Below are 23,321 nucleotides of genomic sequence, written 5' to 3'. Positions count from 1 at the left end.
GGATCTTATGGGTTATTTGGATATTATGCGGAAACCGGATATCGTTCTGCTGCAGAAGGATGACGGCGGCTGGATAACGATGTCGGACGCGGACGGAAGTTACAATCATGAAGACGTTCGCGTCGAGATTGGGCTGGATGAATCTGAATCGGGGCAACAGCCTGCAACCGGGTTGGACGTCGCCGTCACGGCCGCTTCCTCGGCGATCAGCCGCGTCGCGCTCCGCTGGATCCGGGAGATCGGCGAGCCGGTGCTTCTGCTCGGAGACCATTGGGAAAGAGCGTATGGCGATTTGCAATGGACCGGCTTGATGCCAGACCGCGAAATGCCGTGGTATTTCATGGCGCATCAGGACGGCGTTACTCACGGTTATGGGGTGAAAACCGGGCCGGCCGCCCTTTGCTGCTGGTTTGTTGACGCCCATTGTGTGACGCTGCTGCTGGACGTACGCTGCGGCGGGAGCGGCGTTCTGCTGGCCGGCAGAACCCTGACGGCGGCGACGGTGGTGGCCCGCGCAGGAAAAGCGGGCGAAACGCCGTTCGAATCGACGCACGCCTTTTGCAAGATGATGTGCGAGCGGCCGCGGCTGCCGAAGTTTCCCGTGTATGGCGGGAACAACTGGTATTACGCCTATGGGCACAGCTCGCACGCCCAAATTTTGGAGGATAGCAAGCTGATGTCGTCGCTGGCCGCTTCGGCCGACAACCGCCCCTTTATGGTCGTCGACGACGGTTGGCAAAAAGGCTGGGGCAAGTTCCACGACAGCAGCCATCTGCGCTGGCAGTCCGATCCCGAGCTGTTCCCGGACATGCAGGAGCTCGCCCGGCAGATGGCTGAAGCGGGCGTACGTCCGGGGTTGTGGTTTCGGCCGCTCCTGGCTACCCGGGCATATCCGGGCGAATGGCATTTGCGGGGGCCGCTGGCAAACGCGGACAAGCCGGAAGGGTACATCCTCGATCCAAGCTTGCCCGAGGTGCTGGACACGATCGGCGAAGAGGTAAGGCGTTATGTCGCCTGGGGATACACGTTGTTGAAGCATGATTTTACTACCTACGACCTATTCGGCCGTTGGGGCAGCGGATTCGGCTTTGCGATCACCGATCCGGGCTGGCATTTTGCCGATCGCTCCCGTACCTCGGCCGAGATCATCCTGGAGCTGTACAAGACCATCCGGGCGAACGCCGGAGACGCGCTGATCATCGGTTGCAACACGCTGTCCCATTTGTCCGCCGGGCTGTTTGAGCTCCAGCGCACCGGGGACGACACGAGCGGACTGCAGTGGGAACGCACCCGCCGGATGGGCGTCAACACGCTCGCATTCCGCATGCCGCAGCACGGCGCCTTTTACGCGGTGGACGCCGATTGCGTCGGCCTTACGGGCAACATCGATTGGCGGCTCAACAAGCAATGGCTGGACGTGTTGGCCAACAGCGGAACGCCGCTGTTCGTTTCCGCCGACCCGCGAGCCATGGGGACCGAGCAACGGGAAGCCGTGGCCAAGGCATTCGGCCTGGCCGCCCGCGAGACGCCGGTTTCCGAGCCGCTCGACTGGATAAACAATACCGCCCCGGCCGTTTGGAAATCCGGCGGATCCGAGGGGACCGTCACGCGTTACGACTGGACGAACTACGGGAGCATCGAAGCCTGCTCGGGTTATCATAATTGGAAGTGAACGGAGGAGTTTAATCAACCATGCTGGAGAACCGGTCCATTCAACAAACGATCGAGGCCGTGACGGAAAAGCTGGCGCAACGGCCCAAGCTTGCCCGCCTGTTCGCCAATTGCTATCCGAACACGATAGAAACGACCGTGCAAACGCTTGAGGACGGAAGCACTTTCGTTATTACGGGAGACATTCCCGCGATGTGGCTGCGCGATTCTTCCGCGCAGGTGAGGCACTATTTGCACGCGGCCAAACAGGATGCCGCGCTGGCGGACATGATCCAAGGCGTGATCGCCAGGCAGATACGGTACATCAACCTGGATCCGTACGCCAATGCCTTCAATCTCGAAGGAAACCATCACGGCCATAAAACGGATCTCACGGAACATCATCCGTGGGTGTGGGAACGCAAATACGAAATCGATTCGCTGTGTTATCCGATTCAGCTTGCTTACCTGTTCTGGAAGGCAACGGGGAGGGAAGGCATGTTCGATGCGCCTTTCAAAGAAGCGATCGCCCAAATATTGTCGCTCTGGAGCACGGAGCAACGTCATGAAGAATCGCCGTACACCTTCGAGCGGCGCGATTGTCCCAAGACGGATACGCTGGCGAACGAAGGCCGCGGCACGAAGGTCGGCTATACCGGCATGACCTGGAGCGGCTTCCGCCCCAGCGACGACGCTTGCGCTTACGGCTATCTGGTGCCGGCCAACATGTTCGCCGTCGTGGTGCTCGGGTATATCATCGAGATCAATCTGGTGTTTTTCCGGGACGGGGACATCGAGCGGACGGCCAAACGCCTTCAGCGGGAAATTCGCCAAGGAATCGAGAAGTACGCGATCGTCGAGCATGAGAAATACGGAAGAATCTACGCTTACGAAACCGACGGTTTGGGGAACCACAACCTGATGGACGACGCTAACGTGCCAAGCCTGCTCGCGCTCCCGTATCTCGGATATTGCAGCGCGGAGGACCCGCTCTACCGGAATACGAGACGGTTCATTCTGAGCGAGGAGAATCCGTATTATTATGCCGGCGAGAAAGCACAAGGGATTGGCAGCCCGCATACACCCGCCGGCTACGTCTGGCATATTGCGCTGGCAATGCAGGGACTGACCTCCACCGATCCGGAGGAGATCGAGCAGGTGCTGCGCCTGCTGGAGACGACGGATGCGGATACCGGATTCATGCACGAAGGCTTTGACGTGCAGGATCCGGGCAATTACACGCGGCCATGGTTCGCTTGGGCCAATTCCATATGCAGCGAATTGATCATGAAATACGCGGGGGTAGACGCCTAACAAGGTGGAGGGCGTTCTCACCGAATTACCTAAATCCCCCTTCCGGAGAAAAAAGATGCATTATTGCAGGTTTTCCAGGGTGGAGGGGCAAACCCAAGCCAAAACCAAAAGCGCGAGCAGCAGGGATTATGCAACCCTGCCCTCGCGCTTTTTGGCTCGAAGGCGAACAGGGCACGACGGTTCATTGGCGACCGTTCAAGCCCCCTGCATGCCGCTATGCTATCCGATCAGCAGCTTGGCGATTTCCGTGCCGGACATCAGCTCGCCCAGCGATTTGTCCAGCGGCAGCGGCTTGTTGCCGAGACAGGTTCGCACTGCGGTCAAAAGGACGCGCACGTCGTATCGGCTGGGGTGCACGGGAATCACTTCCTTCTCCAGCTTCAGCAGCCGGTATACCGCCATCATCGCCGTGCGGACGGAATACTCCACCGTAAACACGCAGTCGTCCGGCACCTCGGCAAATTGCCCAAGGAAAGCGAGGTTGACGCTGCCCTCCGGCACGACCTGCGGGCGGTCGCCCATGACGCGCGGCATGAACTGCGAAGTAATGTACGGCATCATGCAAGGAATGACGTTGGTCGTATGGGCCAGAATTTCCGGAATGCGGTCCTTCAGTCCCATATGGCAGCAGAGCTCCTCCAACAGTTCGCGTCCGGTGCAGTCGGACATCTTCTTGTCCACATAGTTGCCGACCGCGTCGGGGAACAATCCGTAGGCCCACAGGACTTTGACGTTATCCGGCTGGTTGATGAAATGCGGCTGCTTCGGGGCGGTCCACGACATCAGCCAATTGGAATCTTTGATCGTCACCACGCCGCCCATCCCCGGCACATCGCCGGTTAGTTCGAGCAAATGCGGGAATACGATATCGTCGTCGGTGAGGGTAATCGTAAAGGACAGCCATTTGGTTTTGTCGATATCTCCGCAAAACACTTCCGGGCGGCCGAAATCCGGGGATTTGGCGGACAGCTTCTCCCATAAGCTCCAGCAGCCCCGCTCGTTTACGGAACGGTTAAGAACGGCGGGGCGGTTCAGGTCGCCTTTCGTGGAGTTTTCCGTCATTGAGCCGTTTGTCACCAGCACGAGATCGTTTCGGGTCGTTGGGATCACCTTGGCCGCCCCGTTCACTTTCAGATGGATGGCGGTCACGACCTTCTCGCCGTTCGTCAAATCGAGATCGAGGTCAATGACCTGATGCCCTTTGTCAAAGTGGACGCCCTGCGCCTCCAGCCATTTCATCAGCGGGAGGACCAGGGAGTCGAACTGGTTGTATTCCGTATGCAAAATGCCCTTCAACCGGTTCATGCCGGAAATCAAATGCATAAACCGTTCCATGTAACGCTTCACTTCCACGACGCTGTGCCAGTTCTCGAACGCAAACATGGAGCGCCAGAAATACCAGAAGTTCGTTTCCAGGAAGCTCGAATCGAAAAATTGCTCAATCGTTGCGGCGCCGAGCTTCTCCTCGGTCAGTACCGCCAGTTTGCCGAGCTGCAAGGCATGCGCGGTCGACAGTCCCAGCGTGGAAAAATCCGCCTTCTGCCCGGCGTTCTCCACCAGCCGGCAATGCGACTCGATCGGCTCCGCCAGGTTCAATTCGCGGAATTCGTCTAGTACGGTCCGGTCGGGATTGGTTAACGAAGGGATAAAGCCGAACAGCTCCATAAAACATTCGAAATGCTCCTCGATTTCGCGTCCGCCCCGCGCGCTGTAGCCGTCTTTGGCGTTGCCCGCGCCGTCCATTGAACCGCCGTAAACAGCGGACTCCTCCAGAATATGGATGTTTTTCCCCGGCATATGCCCGTCGCGAACGAGGAATGCCGCAGCGGACAAAGAACCGATGCCTCCGCCGACCAAATAGGCTTTTTTCGCCGCGATGCCTTCCGGAACCCGCGGGTGAATTCTTTGGTACGTTCCCATAAGTCGTCTTCCTTTCTCCAGTAGAATAGGTGCTCATGCTCATGAGTTGCCTTAAATATATCCGCCGGAAAAAAAGAACACCATGGACACTTAAAAGCAAATGTCCATGGTTTGCACATTCGGGGAACATTGTACCGTTTATGATCAAAGTGTGAATGGAACATGAAGGCCGAGCTTACCCGTGCCGATAGTTCTCCAAACTGCGGACCAGGTTGCCGTCGAGGATCTTGCCGACCTTGTCGACGATTTCGACCGGATCCGTAGCGGCTCCCGCCTTCAGCCACTGGATTACCTGCCCGCGGACAGCCAACGCGTAAAAATCGGCAACTTCTTGTTTAGAACGCAGGCTCAAGCCGCTATCCTTCGTCAGTTCCTGTACGACTTCGATCATGACATCGTAAATCACGCCGTACAGAAACTTCTCCAAATGCTCGCGCCCCAGCGAATGGAAGGTGTTCAGACACATGGTTTTATGGTTCTGCGTATAACGCAGCACGCTTAAGAACCCCTGCTTCCAGCCGGCAACATTGCGGTACGGCTCGAGCCCTTCGATCACTTCCGTTTGGTATACCCAGCCTAGCAACTCGTAAATGTCCTGAAAGTGATTGTAAAAGGTGTGGCGGGTGACGCCGCAGTCCGCCGTAAGCTGCCGGATGGTGATTTTGTTTAGCGGGACGGTCAGCATCAGCTTTTTTAGAGAACGGGCCAACGCGTTTTTGGTGATTTGGGAATACGACATGTTGCCCTCCTATATGAATGCTATTATAAGGAATTTTATGAGGGAATATGGAAATTCGGTCTATCTAGTATAGCATAGTTGCCAGGGAGGGATTTCAGGTTTTTTGCTTGCCCCGCCTATATTTCCCCTCATTGCGCCTTATAGGAAATCGAGCTAGAATATGGGGCATGAGACATCATGATAGGCTTGGCGGGCAAAGGCATGCGGGATTTTCCAAAATGATCGCAGGGAGCGTGAGAGGATGAAATACAGACGGTACGGCACCACGGGGAAACAAGTATCCGAAATCGGCTTTGGCGCCTGGCAGCTCGGCAACAAGCAGGATTGGGCGGCGATGGAGGATGATGAGGCCATCCGGCTGGTGCACGAAGCGCTGGACTTGGGGGTGAATTTTTTTGATACCGCTCCCAATTATGCGCAGGGCAAAAGCGAGGTGCTGCTCGGCAAGGCGCTGGCGGGTAAACGCGGCAAAGCCGTGATCAACACCAAATTCGGCCATTCCCCGGAAGGGACGGACTACTCGGCATTGCAAATCCGGAGTTCGGTGGAACGCTGTTTGACGCGGCTGCAAACCGATTATCTGGATTCGGTGCTGATCCATAATCCGCCGTTTGATCATTTGGACGGCAAATACGGGCATTATCAAGTGCTGGAGGACCTCAAAACGGAAGGCAAAATATTGGCCTACGGCGTTTCCGTCGATTCCAGCCGGGAAATGTTCGAGGCGATCCGCCATTCCAGCCTCGGCGTGATGGAAGTGATGTTCAACATCTTTTATCAGGAGACGGCGGAGGCGTTCGGGCTGGCCAAGGACAAGGACATCGCTTTGATCATCAAGGTGCCGCTCGACTCCGGCTGGTTATCCGGCAAATATAACCGCGCCAGCACCTTCAGCGGGATTCGCAGCCGCTGGTCCCCGGAGGCGATCCGGGCCCGGGCGGAGCTGCTGGACCAAATCGGGTTTATCGCCGACGATCAAACGACGATGACGATGGCGGCTTTGCGGTTTGTCTTGGGGTATCCGGAGGTCGCGACGGTCATTCCGGGGGTGAGAAACAGCGCCCAGCTCCGCGAGAATGCCGCAGCCAGCGGCGCTCTTTTGCCGGAGGACTCCATGCGCAAGCTGCAGGAACTATGGGAGCGGGACATCCGCCACAAAAATCTCGGCTGGTGACACGCGCCAATGCTAACACGAAACGCGTAACCGCATGACGGAAAAGAAGGGTTGCCTACATGAGTTTATGGGTACGGGAAAAAGGATTTTATCAAAGCTTCTTCAGGCTCACTTGGGTCATCGCGCTGCAAAACGTCATTTCGTTCGGCGTCAACCTGTCGGATAACGTGATGCTTGGCGGGTACAGCGAATCGGCGTTGTCCGGGGTAGCCCTGGCCAACCAGATCCAGTTCCTGCTGCAAATGATGGTGATGGGCGCGGGCGAAGGGCTGGTCATCATGTCCTCGAGAGCTTGGGGGGCCAGAGATAGCGAGACGATCAAGAAGGTCGCCGGCATCGGGCTGCGCATCGCTTTGGCGCTCAGCCTGCTGCTTTGGCTAGCCGTCTTTATTTTCCCCCATGGCTGCTTGTCCTTGTTCACCAATGAGGAAAGCGTCATTGCCGAAGGGGTCAAGTATTTGCGGATCATCAGTTATTCTTACGTCTTTTTTGCCGTAACGAACATTTTGCTCGCCTCGCTGCGCAGCGTGGAAACGGTCAAAATCGGCTTCGTTATTTCATTATCCACGTTGACCATCAACGTTTGCCTGAATTACTTGTTCATTTACGGGCATTTCGGCTTTCCCGCCTGGGGAGTCCGCGGTTCGGCGATAGCGACGCTGACGGCGCGGATCATCGAATGCGCGATCGTCGTGGGGTATCTCGGGCGGTTCGACCGCAAGATCGGCTTTGCGCTCAAGGACTTTTTGCGGTTCGATGCCGGGCTATTCAAGCAATATGTAAAGGTCGGATCGCCGATCCTCCTGTCCAACGCCTTATGGGGCCTGGCGATGGCGGTGCAGACGGGGATCCTAGGGCATATGGGAGAGGCGGCCATCGCCGCGAATAGCATCGCCACGACGATTTTTCAGATCGTGTCGGTCGTGACGTACGCTTCCGCCAGCGCAACGGCCGTCATTATCGGAAAAACGATCGGCAGCGGGCACCCGGAGAAAATCAAGCCTTATGCCAAAACGCTGCAGCTGATGTTTCTCGTAATTGGGCTTGGCACGGGGACGGTGCTATTTTTGGCCAAGGATGTAGTTCTGGACTTTTACTCGATTTCGCCGGAATCCAAGGCGCTCGCTCTCCAGTTCATGACGGTGTTATCCGTCACGGCCGTAGGCACCGCCTATCATATGCCGTCCTTGACGGGGATCGTCCGGAGCGGGGGAGACACGAAGTTCGTGCTGTACAACGACTTTATTTTCATGTGGCTGATCGTGCTGCCGTCCGCCGTCCTGTGCGCCGTGGTGTTCGAGCTGTCGCCGCTGGTGACGTTCGTTTGCCTTAAATCGGATCAAATCCTCAAATGCTTCGTGGCCGTGGTCAAAGTGAACCGTTATCGCTGGATCCGGATGTTCGGTTAGAAGCATCAACTCCGAAGGCCCGGCTTGATATCGCAAGAAAAACCGCAGAGGCGGAGGCTTCAAAGAAGAGTTGGTTAACACTGAAACCGGGGGTACGAAATTTCATATACAATCCGCCAAAAACAATGAAAACGGCTAAATCTATTCGATTTTTCGTATAATCTCAGAACCCCTCCGCATACATCAAAGGACCTCGCCAACAGCGAGGTCCTTTATTGTGCCAACATGAAATTCGAAAGAATTTCAACTCCATAACGGAAGAATTTAAACTATACAATAGACAGGCCGGAAAAATAATATAAAGATGTAAGTTTTTAACTTTTTATTCCAAATTTATCTTTTATTTATTAAAACTCCATGTCATGGGCGGGAATAAGAAATTTTATTAATTCATCAAAAGGAAAAGCCGATTTTTGTAAGCGCATACTTGGGTCAGGGAGCTCGATTTGAATTGAATGTTTATTCCTTCGACTCGATGATCACGTCGGTTCGAATTGGAATAATGCTATGCGAAAGGGGAGGTGGGTATCGGCGGCATTTTGTGAGAAAAGGAGGAGTTCTCTTATGCCCGTAAAGGGCCGAACGTAAACAATCAATATTAGGGAGTGATCTCATGTTTTCGAAACTTTTTAAGCGAATGGCGGCGATGATCGCAGTTGCAGCGTTGGCGCTAACGCTATTGCAGCCTATCGGGGTACAAAGGAGTTATGCTGCCGAAGCTCACGTCGATAATCCTTTTCTGGGCGCGACCCTGTATGTGAATCCCGATTATGCGGCGCTGATCGATACCTCCATCGCCCAGGTCAGCGATAATACGCTGAGGGCCAAGATGCAGACCGTCAAGTCGTACCCGACGGCCGTTTGGCTGGACCGCATTGCGGCCATTGCCGGCGGGGAGGCAAACGGCGGTCGGAAAAGCCTGGAGGAGACGATGGACGAGGTGCTTGCCCAGAAGCAGGGAAATACGCCGATCGCCGCCAGCTTCGTGATTTACAACCTGCCGGGCCGGGATTGCCACGCCCTGGCTTCCAATGGGGAGTTGCCCTTGTCAGCGGCAGGTTTGCAGACTTATAAAACGAGCTACATTGATCCCATCGTTGAAGTATTTTCCGATCCGAAATACGCCGGGATCCGGATTGTAGCCATTGTCGAGCCCGATTCGCTGCCGAATCTGGTGACGAACCTGAGCGATTCAAGATGCGCGCAAGCCAATTCGACCAACATTTACCGGGATGCAACGCGGTATGCCCTCGAAAAGCTGCATGCCATTCCTAACGTCTACAACTACATGGACATCGGTCACTCCGGCTGGTTGGGCTGGGACAGCAACCGGCAGCCGGCCATCGACCTCTTTACGTCGGTCGTCGCCGGAACTCCTGCCGGACTTGCCAGCGTGGACGGTTTTATCACCAATACGGCCAACACGACTCCGCTGGAGGAGCCGTTGTTGCCAGACCCGAATTTGACGATCAACGGGGGACAGTTGAAATCCGCCAAGTATTATGAATGGAATCCGTATTTTGACGAGGCGGACTTTACTGCGGCCCTGTATTCCGGGTTCGTGGCAAAGGGCTGGCCGTCCAGCATCGGCTTCTTGATCGATACCTCCCGCAACGGGTGGGGCGGTCCGAACCGGCCGACCGGGGCCAGCGGCACAACGGTGGACGCGTATGCCGATTCCGGGCGCATCGACAAGCGTCTCCATCGCGGGAACTGGTGCAATGCCAGCGGCGCCGGAATGGGCCAGCCTCCGCAGGCCGCGCCGACGGGTTATCCTGGCTCTCATCTGGACGCTTTCGTATGGGTGAAGCCTCCGGGTGAATCGGACGGCTCCAGCACGGCCATTCCCAACGATGAAGGCAAAGGGTTCGACAGAATGTGCGACCCGACTTATACCAATGCCAATGGCACGCTGACCGGCGCATTGCCGGGTGCTCCGATTTCCGGACACTGGTTCCATGACCAATTCGTTCAACTGGTTCAAAATGCATACCCGGCCATTCCCGCCAACGGCGGCGAGACGCCTACCGTTCCGGCGGCGCCAACCGGCCTGACCGCGACGGCGGGCAATGCGCAGGTTGCGCTGAGCTGGGCGGCATCAAGCGGCGCCGCGAGCTATAACGTGAAGCGTGCCACGACCAGCGGCGGGCCGTACACGACCGTTGCGGCGGGCGTTACCGCCGCAAGCTACACGAACACCGGCCTAACGAACGGCACGACGTACTATTATGTCGTCAGCGCGGTGAACGGCGCCGGGGAAAGCGCGAATTCGGCCCAGGTTGCCGCGACGCCGAGCGGCGGCGGAACCGGCACCGGGAATCTGGTGCTGCAATACCGTGCCGGAGATACAAACGCTGCCGACAATCAAATCAAGCCTCAGTTCAATATCAAGAACAACGGGACGACTGCCGTTGATTTAAGCACGTTGAAGATACGTTATTACTTTACGAAGGACGGCAGCCAGGACGTGAACGCCTGGATCGATTGGGCCCAACTGGGCGCGTCTAATATTCAGCAAACGTTTGGCACCGCATCCGGGACGAATGCGGACACCTATATCGAGCTGAGCTTTGCCGCAGCGGCCGGACAACTCGCCGCAGGCGGGCAGTCCGGCGACATTCAGCTGCGGATGTCCAAAACCGACTGGTCCAATTTTGACGAAAGCAACGATTATTCGTACGATGCCGCCAAAACGGCTTACGCGGATTGGGATCATATTACCCTTTATCAAAACGATACGCTGGTTTGGGGCGTAGAACCGTAATAAAATGAAGCGTCTTGCGCTTGGCGGCTCGTAAAGCGAGGAAAGCGGGGAGGCCTGTTCTTCTCCGCTTTCTTAAGATATGTGATGGCGAACCGAAAATCCGCCAGTGTGGCAGGGGGCAAATGTTGTATTTTGTGCAACAAACTAATCGGGTCCAGGGTTTTCAGGCCGAAATGTTGTACACAGTACAACAATATTACAACAGCAAGCCAAACTCCCCGCCAATTATTGCACTAAATACAACAATCTGCGGTTTTCAAGCCGTTTTGCGTCTAAATTGTTGTATGAAATACAACAATCCGAGCTGAACTCCGGCGTTTTTCTGTCCTCCGGTCCTTTTCTACAAGACTTTGGAAAGGTGGCTATGCGGAATTTTCAAAGAAACCTCACTTAGGAAAGAGGGGAAATGTATGTTCAAAATGATTGTCAAAAGTTTTCTGATCGGTTCGCTCGCGTTCGGCGCCATGGGAATCGGAATGACCGGCCCGGTCCCCGGACATGCGGAAGCGGCCGCGAACTATTACCATACGTCGGGAAACCGGATCGTCGATTCCACTGGAAACCCGGCGGTGTTCAACGGGATCAACTGGTTCGGCTTCGAAACGGCGAATTATTCGCCCCACGGTTTGTGGACGCGCTCGATGGATGATGTCCTGGATCAGATGCAAGCACACGGTTACAACCTGATCCGTTTGCCGTACTGCAACCAAATGTTTGACGCCAGGTCCGCCCCCAACAGCATCGACTACGTCAAAAATCCGGATTTAATGGGGCTGACTCCTATCCAGATTATGGACAAGCTGATTGAAAAAGCAGGAGCCCGCGGTATGAAGATTTTTCTGGACCGCCATCGTCCCGGGTCCGGCGGTCAATCCGAGCTTTGGTATACCGCGGACTATTCCGAGCAACGCTGGATCGATGACTGGAAGATGCTGGCGGAACGGTACAACGGCAACGACACGGTAATTGGCGCGGACCTGCACAACGAGCCCCACGGTCCGGCCAGTTGGGGAACGGGAGATCCGGCCACCGATTGGCAGCTGGCGGCGGAGCGGGCGGGCAATGCCATTTTGTCCGTAAATCCGCATTGGCTGATCATCGTCGAAGGGATCGAGAAAAATGTGCAAGGCCACAGCGACGGGTACTGGTGGGGCGGAAACCTTAAAGGAGTCGCCACTCATCCGGTAGAGTTGAATGTTCCGAACCAGCTGGTTTATTCCGCCCATGATTACGGTCCCGGCGTCGCCTCCCAGCCATGGTTCTCGGACCCTTCCTTTCCCGATAACATGCCAGCGATTTGGGACGCGTATTGGGGATATGTCAGCAAGCAAAACATCGCCCCGGTCATCGTGGGCGAATTCGGCGGCCGGAGCGTGGACATGAGCAGCGTTGAAGGCAACTGGCAGAACGGCTTGGTCGATTATATCGGCGATAACGGGCTTTATTGGTCCTATTGGTGCGTGAACCCGAACTCCGGAGACACGGGCGGGCTGCTTCTGGACGATTGGGTCACCTGGAACGAGCCGAAGCAAGCCATGCTGGACCGGATTATGCAGCCGTTAGGCGAGGTGTTGCCCACTGCCCCCGGCGGATTGACGGCTGCGGCGGGCAACGGACAGATCGGCTTGAGCTGGTCGGCTTCCGCCGGGGCGGAAAGCTATAATGTGAAGCGGGCGACGACTAGCGGAGGACCATATACGCCCGTAGCCGCCGGGATTACGGGCACCGCCTTTACCGATCGCGGACTTGCAAACGGCACGACCTATTATTATGTGGTCAGTGCCGTAAATTCCGCGGGAGAAAGCCGCGATTCAGCCGAGGCGGCCGCGGCGCCGAAAGAAGGCCCAAACGTGCCTGACGGAAAGCTGGCCGTGCAGTATAAGGCGGCCGACGCCAATCCGACCGACAACCAGATCAAGCCGCATTTTAATATCAAAAACAATGGGACGACCGCAGTTCGCTTGAGCGACCTGAAGCTCCGCTATTACTTTTCGAAAGACGGCACTCCAAGCATGAGCGCTTGGGTGGATTGGGCGCCAATCGGAGCCGCCAACATTCAAAGCACCTTTACCGACACTTATGTCGAGCTAGGCTTTAAGGCTGCGGCGGGCTCTATTCCGGCCGGCGGGGAAACCGGTGAAATTCAATTGCGCATGACCAAGTCCGACTGGTCCAATTTCAACGAAGCGGACGACTACTCCTTCGATCCGACCAAAACGGCTTATGCCGACTGGGATAAGGTAACTTTATACCTGGAAGATTCACTGGTCTGGGGAGTAGAGCCTTAAGAACCCTTACTGTAAAAAACTTTGCATGCAAAAAGACGATTTCTTCCCGCTAGCATAGCGGGAACGAAATCGTCTTTATTCTGAACGGATTTATTTCGACTGTGCGCCCAACACCGGCTCGAAACCGGCAGGGATGTAAGTTACCGCTTTGACTTCGGAAATCACCTGAGGATAGAAGGAGTCCTGATCCGGGGGCAGCACGCGGTAATCGATGATCGCTTTCCCGTCCTTGAACGCGATGGAGGAAACCTCCAGCCCGTATCCGGGATGCGGAGCCATCGCCGAAATCGTCACCTTCCGAATGTCGCTTGAGATCACGTCCGTGCTCAGGCCGAAATCGTACAGCTTGCCTAGAACCGGATCGGGCGTGGTTTGAGTATCCTTGATGAATTTGAGCGTGCGGTCAAGCATGCCTGCGGCTTCGCTGCGGGATACCGGCTGGTTCGGCTGGAAGTTCTTGTTTTTGTCCAGCGAGACGATGCCCGCGTTCAGCAGCTTTTGAATGCTGTCCATGTAGTTGGCGTTAATCTGCTTGCCGTCCTTGATTTCCGTATATTGCATCGTCCAGAAGAATTCGCCTTTCGTGCTCAGCGCCTTGAACAGCCAGTGGCTGAACTGCTCCTTGGTCACTTTGGCCGCCGGGTTGATGTCCTTCGGAATATCGAGACCGTAGTAATTGGCGATCACGAACGCTTGGGAATACCAGGCGTTATCCTTGACTTTGGTGTAATAGTCGCTGGCTTTCGGCATTTTGACAAACCGGATCGTGTCGAAGTTCAGGTCCAGCGTTTGGACGATCAGCGAAACGGCCGAGGCGCTGGTAACTTTTTGTGCCGGTTGGAAACGGCCCCAGCGGTCTCCCTTGATTATGCCAAGCTTCTCCAGGCGTTCGATCGCCTTCTGCTCCTTATCGCCCTTGACGTCGCTGAAGGCCGAGGCGCTTCCGCCGAACATCAAGCTGAATACGATTACCATCAGCAGCGTCAGCTTGGGAATTTTGGTAAAGGATTTGTTCGATTTCATCGTGGCATTACCTCCTGAAAATAGTCGGGTCAAACGGCTTCATCAACGCCGGGGAACTCGTCGATCTCGGGCCCGGCGCGGTTGAGGTATCAATTCCCTCCCCCCGTAAATGATTGGGTTTAACCTACTGACGCAGGAGAACGCGCAGATGTTTCAGCGTTGGCGTTATTTTTGGCTTATCCGTTCAAGAAATCAGACCGGCATGCCGCAACCCTTGACGGATGCCGCCTTCATCCACGGAAGCCGTCACGTAATCGGCATACGGCAGCAAATCCGGATGCGAGTTGCCCATGGCGATCCCCAGGCCGACCTGCTGCAGCATTTCCAGATCGTTTAATCCGTCCCCGAAGGCGACGGCATCCGCCAGAGAGAGCTGGAGGCGTTCCAGCATCGCCGCAATGCCGACCGCTTTGGAGCCGCCTTTCAGGGTGACGTCCATCGCTTGGGGATGCCAGCGGATCAGCCGCAGGTCGTCGAACGCGTTGTCGTACAGAGGCTCATCCTCGGGTTCGCAATGCAGGAAAGCTTGGTAAATCGGCATCTTGCTCCAATATTCCGGATCGAACCCGGGCAACTCTACTCTCAACGAGTTGACGGATTCATGGATCGCCGGATGTCCTTCGGCATTCGCATAGTACTGTTCATGGCCCTGAAAAACGAGCGGGTGCCGATGCCGCCCGGCTAGTTCGACCAGCTTCTTGAGGCTTTGCGGCGCCAAGGTTCGTTGATACAGCGGCTCGCCGCGGTACACGACGTAGGCTCCGTTAAGACTGACGAACGACTCGATGTGCAGCGATTCCGCGATCGGCTTGAAGAAGTAAGGCGCGCGGCCGGTAGCGATGACCGGCTCGATGCCGTTCGCTTTCAGTTCGGCGACGGCGTCGACCGTGTCTTGCGGCACGCGCTTCTCTTCGTTGACCAGCGTGCCGTCGATATCGAAGAATACGATTTTATAGCTCATAGTCGGTATCTGCTCCTATCCATCTTATATATAGGTTCTCTTACGCAAGTGTACCATTACGCATTTATAACAAGCTAGAGCTGCGGGGGAAACCAGAGGTTCCTTAGATCAACCCACCCCTGGCCGTTGAAGGTCACGCCCCGGACGATAGGGAGATATGCGGTTTGCAGCGGTTTCTCCGATAAAATAAACAGCTCGTTGCCGTCGATCAGCTGCCGTTCCATGCGGGCGAACAGCCCGGCCCTCGCTTCGGGCCCCGGCTCCCGGGCGAGGGTTCGCAGCTGCTTATGCACGTCGGTTTGCCGGTGGGGCTCGACATGCTCGGAAATAGTCTGGTACAGATCGTACAGGCGCAGTTGCTCGTCCTGGTCGCGCAGCAGCGAAAACACGATCAAGTCCGATTGCAGGCGGATGTCGCCCTTGAACTCCTCCGCCGACGAGGACAGGACTTGGCAGGCATAGCCCGCAGCCTCCAGCCGTCGGGCGACCAGATCCGCGTCCGGTCTGTAGGGCGTAATCGTGGCGATGAGAAGCGGAGAGCCGGACCGGGAGTCGTCCGGTTCAGGGGCTGACTGCCGCGCCGGGCTGCCGGCGGGCGCATCGGCGACGGCAGCGGCAACCCCGGCCGGGACTTCGGCTGCTGCCTCGCCGCTTTGCAGAGCGGCAAACACCTTGGCCCGAATCTGCGGATCGCTGAGCGGCCCGGCTTTACGGGTGTTGCAGGTAACGAACTTGCGCACGGACACCTGGGAATGCATTTCGCTCCAGGTGCCATTTTCCGCGGAGGCTTGGCCCGGGATGACATGAAAGGGCGATAGCGTATCGCCGGCTGCCCGCTCTTTGCTGCTCAGCTCCCAAGGCACGTGCACGATTTCGATCCGGTCGAGATGGGCCTGTCCCTGAAAGTAATGAGGAAACGCCTCAAGCACGCAGAGGTCGTCCTCCATCACCGCCACCTTGAACGGACCGGTTCCGACCGGCCGTACGCCAAACCGCTCTTCCCCGCGTTGATCCAGGTTCCGGGGAACGATGGCCGCTCGGGTGGTGCAGAGGCAGGGCAGGAACAATTCGCAGGGTTCCTTCAGCTCCATGCGGACCGTATTGGAACTCAGCGCCGACACTGCGCGGATTTGGCGGAATATCGCGCTGTACAGCGATCTCCGGGAGCTTCGGGCCAACCGCTCGAACGTATACAGGACGTCCTCGGCCGTCAGCAGGCTGCCGTTGTGGAACAACACGCCTTTGCGCAGGTAAAAAGTCCACGTCGTACCGCGGTCATCGGTTTCCCACGCATGAGCCAGCCCGGGAACGATCTCCCCGGTGGCGTTGGCGCGGCGGATCAGCCCGTCAAAGACGTGGCTGGCTACGAAGGACTCGGCCAGCAGGTTCATCTTGAGCGGATCGACGGTATTCAGGGGCTGGCGGATCGGCAACCGCAAAGAATCGATCTGCCGGTCGCGGCGGATTTCGGCATGATGCCCGAAATAGGATAACAGCCAGCCCTGCAGCTGATCCTGCAACGAGGCGGCCCCGGCGTGCTTGCGGATATCGCGGATCGCCAAACTAACGTCCTTGCGGTCGATGGCCTGCATCACCGATTGCGCGGCGATTTCCCCGGGTTGCACCCTGAACCGTAAGGTGGAACGCGCGCCGCGTCCCCGCCGGGAGATCCACTCGATCCACCCGGACGCGTCCATTCTGTGAATCACGGTCAGCGCATTGCGGTGGGTGCAGCGCAAGGTTGCCGCAAGCTCGTCCAGCGTTACCCCGATTATCCCTTCCCCGTCATTATGGCCAAATCGCGCGTGCAACTGCAGAAACTGATGATGCAATTTCACCTTGCCGACCTCCCGATAAAATACGAAATTTCCCCTTCGTTTTCTTCTCTTTATCTTCCTATTTTATCATTTAAAATGGGCTATAAGGAAACCATTGTCTTCCTGCATCACATTCCACGAATGGAGGAATCCAAAGCGATGGATTTGCCAATGAACGAGAAGGACCTTTCTCCCCGCAGCGTGATTTCGGCGCTGATCGCCGCCTTCGGGCTGGCTGCGATTCACCAGTATCTTTTCTACGGGAACGGATTTGGCGTCTCGGTACCGATTTTCGTCTGCCTGTTCTACCTGTACATCGGGTTATTCGCAACGGAGCGTATGCGCAAGCCGTTTCCCCGGTTCGGCTGGTTTTCGTTCGGGGTCGTCCTGCTGTTGTCGCTCACCTTCGCGCTGTTTGCCAATCCCTTATTTTCCGTGCTAAACGTCCTGGCTTTGCTTTGTCTGGTGTTTGCGCATACAACTTACATATTAAGCCCGAAAAAACGCTCCTGGAGCGATATCAGGTTGATCTGGGATACGCTGGACCACATGATCCCGCAGAACCTGCGCCACCTGGCGACGGTGTTTCGGCTCGCCAGGTCCGTGTCCGCGAGGAAGGTCGCGGACCACCGCAAGCAAGCGATCGGCAAGGTGCTGCTGGGCCTATTGATCGCTCTTCCGCTGCTGATCATCGTCGTGGGGCTGCTGACCTCGGCGGACAGCAGCTTCGACCGTTTGCTCTCGGCGATTCCCGACTGGATCAACGAAAGCCTTTCATTCGGGGAAGGGACGTTCCGGACCGTTTATATCGCGGTGTTAGGGTTGCTATTGTTCGGATACCTGTGGGGATTCGTCAGCCCACGGCCCGAGCCGGCCTTGCCCGTTCCCGCGCCGGCGCATGACGAACCGTTAGAGATCAGGATCGACCCGATCGTCGCCGCGACCGTACTGATCGCGATCAATATCGTGTACATACTGTTCGTGTCGTTGCAGTTTTCTTATTTGTTCGGCGCCTGGCGGGGCGTGCTGCCCGCCGGCAGCTCCTATGCGGAATACGCCCGCAGCGGCTTTTTCGAGCTGATTGCGGTGACGGTCATTAACTTTGCGATCCTGGCGGGGACGCTGACCTTCGGCGGTCAGGCCGGAAAACTGCTGCGGAAGCTGAATCCGGCTTTGCTGTATATCCTGGTTGGCTGCTCGGGCGTCATGCTGGTGTCGGCGTTTACGCGACTGCTGCTGTATGAAGAAGCGTACGGATACACGTACATCCGCTTTTTGTCGCACGCTTTTATGATCTATTTGGCGGTGCTGCTGGCCTGCGCCGGATTGCGCATCCGGCTCGCGCGCCTGCCGCTCGCGAAGTGCTTTATCGTCGTCAGCCTGGCGGCCTATGTTATCGTCAATTATGCCAATATGGATCAGGTGATCGCGCGCAAAAATCTCGAGCGCTACCTGGAGAACGGGAATATCGATGCCCAATATCTGACGCAGCTATCGCCCGATACGGTACCGCGGCTTCTGCGGTACAGCCGCGAAGCCGATCCGGAACTGAACCGCCAACTGCATGAGCGCTGGGATTACCTGACGCGGGAAGACCGCAAATGGCCGGCCTTTAATCTCGCCGAGTCCCGGGCGATCCATGCGCTGAAGGAGGATCGCTTGCGGCGGCCATAAGGCAGGCAAGAGGAGACTTCGGCTTAGAACAAACACCTTCAAACGGGAAGGTGTTTGTTCTTGTTGCCGGGAAAGCGTTGTCAAGCTATACTGTGAGCTGTAGCGGCCGACTTCGATGGAAGGGGCCGGAAGACCAAATTTTTATCCGGAGAAAGAAGGAGAGCACATGCCGATCATCGATATGCCGTTGGAGGAGCTAAGACAATATCAAGGAATCAATCCGAAGCTGCCGGATTTCGACGCCTATTGGGATGCCGCTTTGCGGGAAATGCGGGCGACCGATCCGCAGCTGCAGCTCGTGAAGGCCGATTATCAGTTGCCGGGCGTGGAGTGTTATCATCTTTATTTTACCGGAGTCAAAGGGGCGCGGATTTATGCCCAATATGTGCGTCCGGCGAAGTCCGACGGCCCGGGTCCGGCCGTTGTGCTGTTCCACGGCTATTCCGCTAACGCCGGCGATTGGACCGAGAAACTGGGATACGCTTCGCTGGGCTTCCACGTATTTGCCATGGACTGCCGGGGGCAAGGCGGCAAATCCGAGGATGTTGGCGGCACCGTCGGGAATACGCTCCAGGGGCATATTATCCGCGGGGTGGACGGGGATCCGCAAAACATGCTGTTCCGCCATATATTCCTTGATGCCGTCCAATTAGTCGGAATTGCCATGGACATGCCCGAGGTGGACGAGAACCGCGTCGGCGTGACGGGCTGGTCGCAGGGCGGCGGCATCACGTTGGCCTGCGCCGCGTTGGAGCCGCGCATCCGCCGGGCCGCGTCGGTGTATCCGTTCCTGTCTGACTACCGCAGAGTGTGGGAAATGGACTTGGCCCGGAACGCCTATGACGAGCTGCGGCTTTATTTCCGCCGGTTCGATCCGCAGCACGAGCGGGAAGAGGAGCTTTTCGCCAAGCTCGGCTATATCGACGTGCACCATTTGTCCGCCCGCATTCGGTCGGAGGTGCTGATGGGGATCGGCTTGATGGACCAAATTTGCCCGCCCTCTACCCAGTTTGCGGCTTATAACGCCATTCCCGCGCCGAAGAAGCTGGAACTTTTCCCGGACTTCGGGCATGAGGGACTGCCGGGCATGCAAGACAAAATCATGAAATTCATGCTCGGCATGTAATCGTCATCTTGCGCGGGTGAAAGGAGAGGTTCCGATGCAGGGCACCTTGTTTATCAACGGGAAATTACGGAGTCAAGGAGATTGCGGTTGGCCGGGCGAACCGGATGCGGTGTATGCGGAAGGGGGCCGCATCCGCGCCATCGGCCGGACGGCGGAGCTCAAGCTGCAGCTGGCCGGCCGCGAGGTGCGAACCGTCGACTGGGAAGGGGCGGTGGTGCTTCCCGGCCTGACCGATTCGCACATGCATCTGTCCATGCATGGGATGAAGCTGGACATGCTTGATTTTAGCGGCGTCGCTTCGAAGGAGGAGATGCTGCGGCTTGTGCGGGAGCGCGCGGCCATCACGCCGCCGGGCGAGTGGATTCTCGGGCTGAACTGGAACGAGAACCGCTTCGCGCCGGCCGTAGCGCCGTCCCTGGACGAGCTCGACGCGATCGGCGAGCGGCACCCGATCTTTCTGACGCGCACCTGCTTCCATGCCTACCTGGCCAACTCGGAGGCGTTCCGGCGGGCGGGCATTTCGGCGGACGCGCCGGACCCGGCTTCCGGCGCATACGGCAGGGACGCCGCGGGCCGGCTAAACGGCTGGGTGTACGAGGAGGCGTCGGTGCCGTTTGCGAAGGTGCAGCCCGAGCCGGACTATGCCGCGAAGAAGGCGGCCATCCGCCGAGCCTGGCTCGATGCCCTCCGCCTCGGCCTAACGGCCGCGCATACCGAGGATCTGCGCTTTCTCGCAGCATCGATACGATGCTGCGCATTTGCCGCGAGCTGCGCGAGGAAGGGATCGCCTTCCGCACCCATCAGCTGCTGTACCATCCGTTCCTGGCCGAAGCGGAAGGCTTGGGCGTGCGCGCCGGCGCCGGCGACGACTGGATGCGCATCGGAGCGGTCAAGCTGTTCGCCGACGGGGCGATCGGCGGCCGCACGGCGCTGCTGAAGGAGCCGTACAGCGACGCGCCGCAGACGCGGGGCATGGCGATCCAGCCGGAGGAGCGGGTCGCCGAAATCGTCGGCGAAGCGCGCCGGCAGGGCTTCCCGGTCGCGGTGCACGCGATCGGGGACGGCGGCGCCGAGCTGACGCTGCGCGCGATGGAGGCGCACCCGCCGGCGCCGGGCAGCCGGCTCCCGGACCGGCTGATCCACGCCCAGGTGCTGGAAGCCGGGCTGGTGCGGCGCATGGCGGCGCTGCCGCTCGCGGCGGACATCCAGCCGCGGTTCGTGGCCAGCGACTTCCCCTGGGTGCTGGAGCGGGTAGGGGAGCGGCGTACGGAATACCTGTACGCCTGGAAGAAGCTGCTGGCGGCCGGGATCGTCTGCGCCGGCGGCAGCGATGCGCCGATCGAGCCGCTGAGCCCGTTTCTCGGGCTGCATGCGGCCGTCGCCCGGCGCAGGCCGGACGACGCGCACGAGGGCTACCTGCCCGAGGAGAAGCTGACGACGGCGGAAGCGCTGGCGTTGTTCACCCGCGGCAGCGCTTATGCGGCCGGGGAAGCGGATGAGCGCGGGGCGATCGAGGTCGGCAAAGCCGCCGACTTCACGGTGATCGACCGGGATATCATGGACGGCGACCCGCAGCGCCTGCTGGACGCTCAGGTTCGGATGACCGTGGTGAACGGGGAAATCGGCTATCGCGCTTAAGTCGCAAGCGATTGTCCTCCTATGTATGAATTCGTATAATGATATGGATATCGCTATAGCCGGGGCAACTGACTCCAATATGAACGGTGACTGAATGTTGACTGACAAGAGATTCGCGTAAGGAAAATGACAATGACAAGGGGGGTTATCCATTGCCGCTGGAAATCGAACGCAAGTTTTTGTTGCCGGAATACCCGGAAAGATGGATTAAAGAGGGGCAGCTCGTCGTACGGTCGGAGCAAGCGATCGATCAGACGTATTTGGCTTTGCATGAGGATCAGGAGCTGCGGGTCCGCAGAATCGAGGATTTGCGCACCGGAGAGGTCCATTTTACCCATACGTTTAAAAAAGGGTTCGGCTTGTCCCGCGAAGAGGTGGAGGTCACGATCTCGGAGGGGATCTACCGGCAAATCACCGGGATCCACCGGGCGATTCCGCTGACCAAACGACGGGTCACCGCCGAGTGGGGCGGGACCGTGGTGGAAATCGACTGCTATGACCAGCTCGACTTGACGGTGTTGGAAGTGGAGTTCGAGACGGAGGATCAGGCCCGGGAGTTCCAGGCCCCGGCGTGGTTCGGTCCGGATATAAGCACCAATAAAGAGTACAGCAACAAAAAGGTGTGGAGCGATCTGCAGCGGCGCAAAGCGGACGAGTAGGCCGGAACGGTGGGCAAGTTTAGGGGGCAAAGGGCACTCGGTATTGCGGAGGCTGCGGAAACGGAAATAACGGAACTGCCATCCAAATCCGCCAGTACAGCCGACACATGGCCTCCCTGTTAGGAGTGGCGGTTAAACCGAGGATAAATCTGCACGAACACCACGGCGGAAGCGGCAAGCAGCAATCCGGACAGTTCAACCGGTGAAAGGCTGCGATGAAAAACGAGCACATCTAATGCCGTTACCTCTGGCAGCATCAGATTATTGATGAGGCTGCTTTCATAGGCGCGTAGCCGTTTTTGACTCCAAGTCCACAGGGAGAAGGCGATCGATCCGTTGACAGTCCCCAGCCATAGCAGAATACCTGCAAGCGGCCAGGAGAAGTTCGGTACTCCTTCGAGCGCAATCCCCAGTGTCAACATGCCTGCGGCGCCTATGACCATAGGCAGGAATACCAGGTCTCCCGGTTCCGCTTTGCCCGTCTTGAGCAAATATCTCGATAACGCCAAATGTACCGCGTACCCGCTGCAAGAGATCAAAACTAAAAGGAGGCCCTTCAAACTGCTTCCCCCAAAATTCCAAGGGTAATAAAAAATGATGATTCCCGCCACAGCTGCCGCAATGCCGAGATACGACGAGCGTCCCCGTATTTCGCGGAGCCAAAGGATGTCCAGCGCAACTAAGGCCGCAGTATTGCCAACTGCCAGTACCATGCTCGTTTGCGTTGGAGTTATTAGCATTTGACCGGCGTACTGCAGCCCCTGTGCCATCAGATAACCGGTCAATCCAAGCAGAAAAATATAGGCTGGTCTTATGCCGGAGCGCCCCCGGTCTGCTGGAACATCCGCCCTTCGCGCCGGCCGGGATGCGGACAGGCGCAACGGGATAACGCGCACCAGCAGCAGTGTGCTTGCCGACACGGCGTATCGAAGACCGGCTAATGTGAACGGTCCGATATCGTTCCGAAACGCGAACTTGTTTAGAATGTACGAGGTTGACCACAACAATGTGACCAGCACAGCGGCGCCTACGGCAAAGACGTAGCGCTCTCGATGGCTTTTCGAAGCTGCATTGGGTGAGGCGCCGGGGCGAAAAGTTTCCGGTTTGCTCATGCTCGTTCTGCATCAGACAGCGTATTTTCTCCGGATTCCAAGTCGCCAGTACA

The 23,321-nt window shown here is 57.5% G+C and carries 15 protein-coding genes and 1 pseudogene; 10 read left to right on the top strand and 6 right to left on the bottom strand.

Annotated elements, in window-relative coordinates; translation table 11 throughout:
• The first annotated feature begins 7 nt into the window (after positions 1-7).
• Both ACQ4N8_RS08860 and ACQ4N8_RS08855 read left to right on the top strand, forming a co-directional pair.
• The gene (locus tag ACQ4N8_RS08860) at positions 8-1,672 is read left to right on the top strand and encodes a hypothetical protein (RefSeq protein ID WP_430703984.1); all 1,665 of its coding nucleotides are present in this window, start codon (positions 8-10) and stop codon (positions 1,670-1,672) included.
• Positions 1,673-1,692: 20 nt separating this feature from the next.
• Positions 1,693-2,964, top strand: coding sequence for a glycoside hydrolase family 125 protein (locus ACQ4N8_RS08855; protein ID WP_430703983.1), 1,272 nt, complete (start codon positions 1,693-1,695; stop codon positions 2,962-2,964).
• A gap of 219 nt (positions 2,965-3,183) precedes the next feature.
• Here the strand turns inward: ACQ4N8_RS08855 and ACQ4N8_RS08850 are convergent, their stop codons facing one another.
• Both ACQ4N8_RS08850 and ACQ4N8_RS08845 read right to left on the bottom strand, forming a co-directional pair.
• The gene (locus ACQ4N8_RS08850) at positions 3,184-4,884 is read right to left on the bottom strand and encodes an oleate hydratase (protein ID WP_430703982.1); all 1,701 of its coding nucleotides are present in this window, start codon (positions 4,882-4,884) and stop codon (positions 3,184-3,186) included.
• Between the two features lie 175 nt (positions 4,885-5,059).
• A complete protein-coding gene (locus ACQ4N8_RS08845; protein ID WP_430703981.1) occupies positions 5,060-5,623 on the bottom strand; it encodes a TetR-like C-terminal domain-containing protein in 564 nt (187 codons plus the stop codon).
• A 241-nt stretch (positions 5,624-5,864) separates the two neighbouring features.
• On the opposite strand from ACQ4N8_RS08845, the gene ACQ4N8_RS08840 reads away from it, so the two are divergent.
• The 4 genes from ACQ4N8_RS08840 (at position 5,865) to ACQ4N8_RS08825 (ending at position 13,258) form a co-directional block, all read left to right on the top strand.
• Entirely contained in the window at positions 5,865-6,797 is a 933-nt protein-coding gene (locus tag ACQ4N8_RS08840; RefSeq protein WP_430703980.1) for an aldo/keto reductase, read from the top strand.
• Between the two features lie 59 nt (positions 6,798-6,856).
• Positions 6,857-8,206 (top strand): MATE family efflux transporter, encoded by a 1,350-nt coding sequence (locus ACQ4N8_RS08835; RefSeq protein ID WP_430703979.1) that lies wholly within the window; start codon positions 6,857-6,859, stop codon positions 8,204-8,206.
• A gap of 613 nt (positions 8,207-8,819) precedes the next feature.
• Complete coding sequence (locus tag ACQ4N8_RS08830) at positions 8,820-10,970, top strand: glycoside hydrolase family 6 protein (RefSeq protein WP_430703978.1); 2,151 nt, start codon at positions 8,820-8,822, stop codon at positions 10,968-10,970.
• A gap of 410 nt (positions 10,971-11,380) precedes the next feature.
• Entirely contained in the window at positions 11,381-13,258 is a 1,878-nt protein-coding gene (locus ACQ4N8_RS08825; protein WP_430703977.1) for a cellulase family glycosylhydrolase, read from the top strand.
• 90 nt (positions 13,259-13,348) lie between these two features.
• On the opposite strand, the gene ACQ4N8_RS08820 is transcribed toward ACQ4N8_RS08825, so the two are convergent.
• From ACQ4N8_RS08820 to ACQ4N8_RS08810, 3 genes are all read right to left on the bottom strand, one after another.
• Positions 13,349-14,281 carry an S-layer homology domain-containing protein gene (locus ACQ4N8_RS08820; RefSeq protein WP_430703976.1) on the bottom strand — a complete coding sequence of 311 codons (933 nt, stop codon included), beginning with the start codon at positions 14,279-14,281 and terminating at the stop codon, positions 13,349-13,351.
• A 184-nt stretch (positions 14,282-14,465) separates the two neighbouring features.
• Positions 14,466-15,242 (bottom strand): Cof-type HAD-IIB family hydrolase, encoded by a 777-nt coding sequence (locus ACQ4N8_RS08815; RefSeq protein ID WP_430703975.1) that lies wholly within the window; start codon positions 15,240-15,242, stop codon positions 14,466-14,468.
• A gap of 74 nt (positions 15,243-15,316) precedes the next feature.
• Positions 15,317-17,080 (bottom strand): ABC transporter substrate-binding protein, encoded by a 1,764-nt coding sequence (locus ACQ4N8_RS08810; RefSeq protein ID WP_430703974.1) that lies wholly within the window; start codon positions 17,078-17,080, stop codon positions 15,317-15,319.
• Positions 17,081-17,218: 138 nt separating this feature from the next.
• Between ACQ4N8_RS08810 and ACQ4N8_RS08805 the strand changes: the two genes are divergently transcribed.
• The 4 genes and pseudogenes from ACQ4N8_RS08805 to ACQ4N8_RS08790 all read left to right on the top strand — a co-directional run bounded on the left by ACQ4N8_RS08805 (position 17,219) and on the right by ACQ4N8_RS08790 (position 22,156).
• Positions 17,219-18,733 carry a DUF4153 domain-containing protein gene (locus ACQ4N8_RS08805; protein WP_430703973.1) on the top strand — a complete coding sequence of 505 codons (1,515 nt, stop codon included), beginning with the start codon at positions 17,219-17,221 and terminating at the stop codon, positions 18,731-18,733.
• Between the two features lie 166 nt (positions 18,734-18,899).
• Positions 18,900-19,859 carry an alpha/beta fold hydrolase gene (locus ACQ4N8_RS08800; protein WP_430703972.1) on the top strand — a complete coding sequence of 320 codons (960 nt, stop codon included), beginning with the start codon at positions 18,900-18,902 and terminating at the stop codon, positions 19,857-19,859.
• A gap of 34 nt (positions 19,860-19,893) precedes the next feature.
• A pseudogene (locus ACQ4N8_RS08795) lies at positions 19,894-21,497 on the top strand (amidohydrolase).
• A 152-nt stretch (positions 21,498-21,649) separates the two neighbouring features.
• Positions 21,650-22,156, top strand: coding sequence for a CYTH domain-containing protein (locus ACQ4N8_RS08790; protein WP_430703971.1), 507 nt, complete (start codon positions 21,650-21,652; stop codon positions 22,154-22,156).
• 119 nt (positions 22,157-22,275) lie between these two features.
• On the opposite strand, the gene ACQ4N8_RS08785 is transcribed toward ACQ4N8_RS08790, so the two are convergent.
• Positions 22,276-23,268, bottom strand: coding sequence for a DMT family transporter (locus tag ACQ4N8_RS08785; protein WP_430703970.1), 993 nt, complete (start codon positions 23,266-23,268; stop codon positions 22,276-22,278).
• Between the last annotated feature and the right edge of the window lie 53 nt (positions 23,269-23,321).

Origin of the sequence: Paenibacillus macerans, assembly GCF_050565405.1 — a bacterium.
Classification (GTDB): Bacteria; Bacillota; Bacilli; order Paenibacillales; family Paenibacillaceae; genus Fontibacillus; species Fontibacillus macerans_B.
Note: the sequence above shows the minus strand (reverse complement) of the source record. Positions and strands in the feature narration are given on the sequence as shown.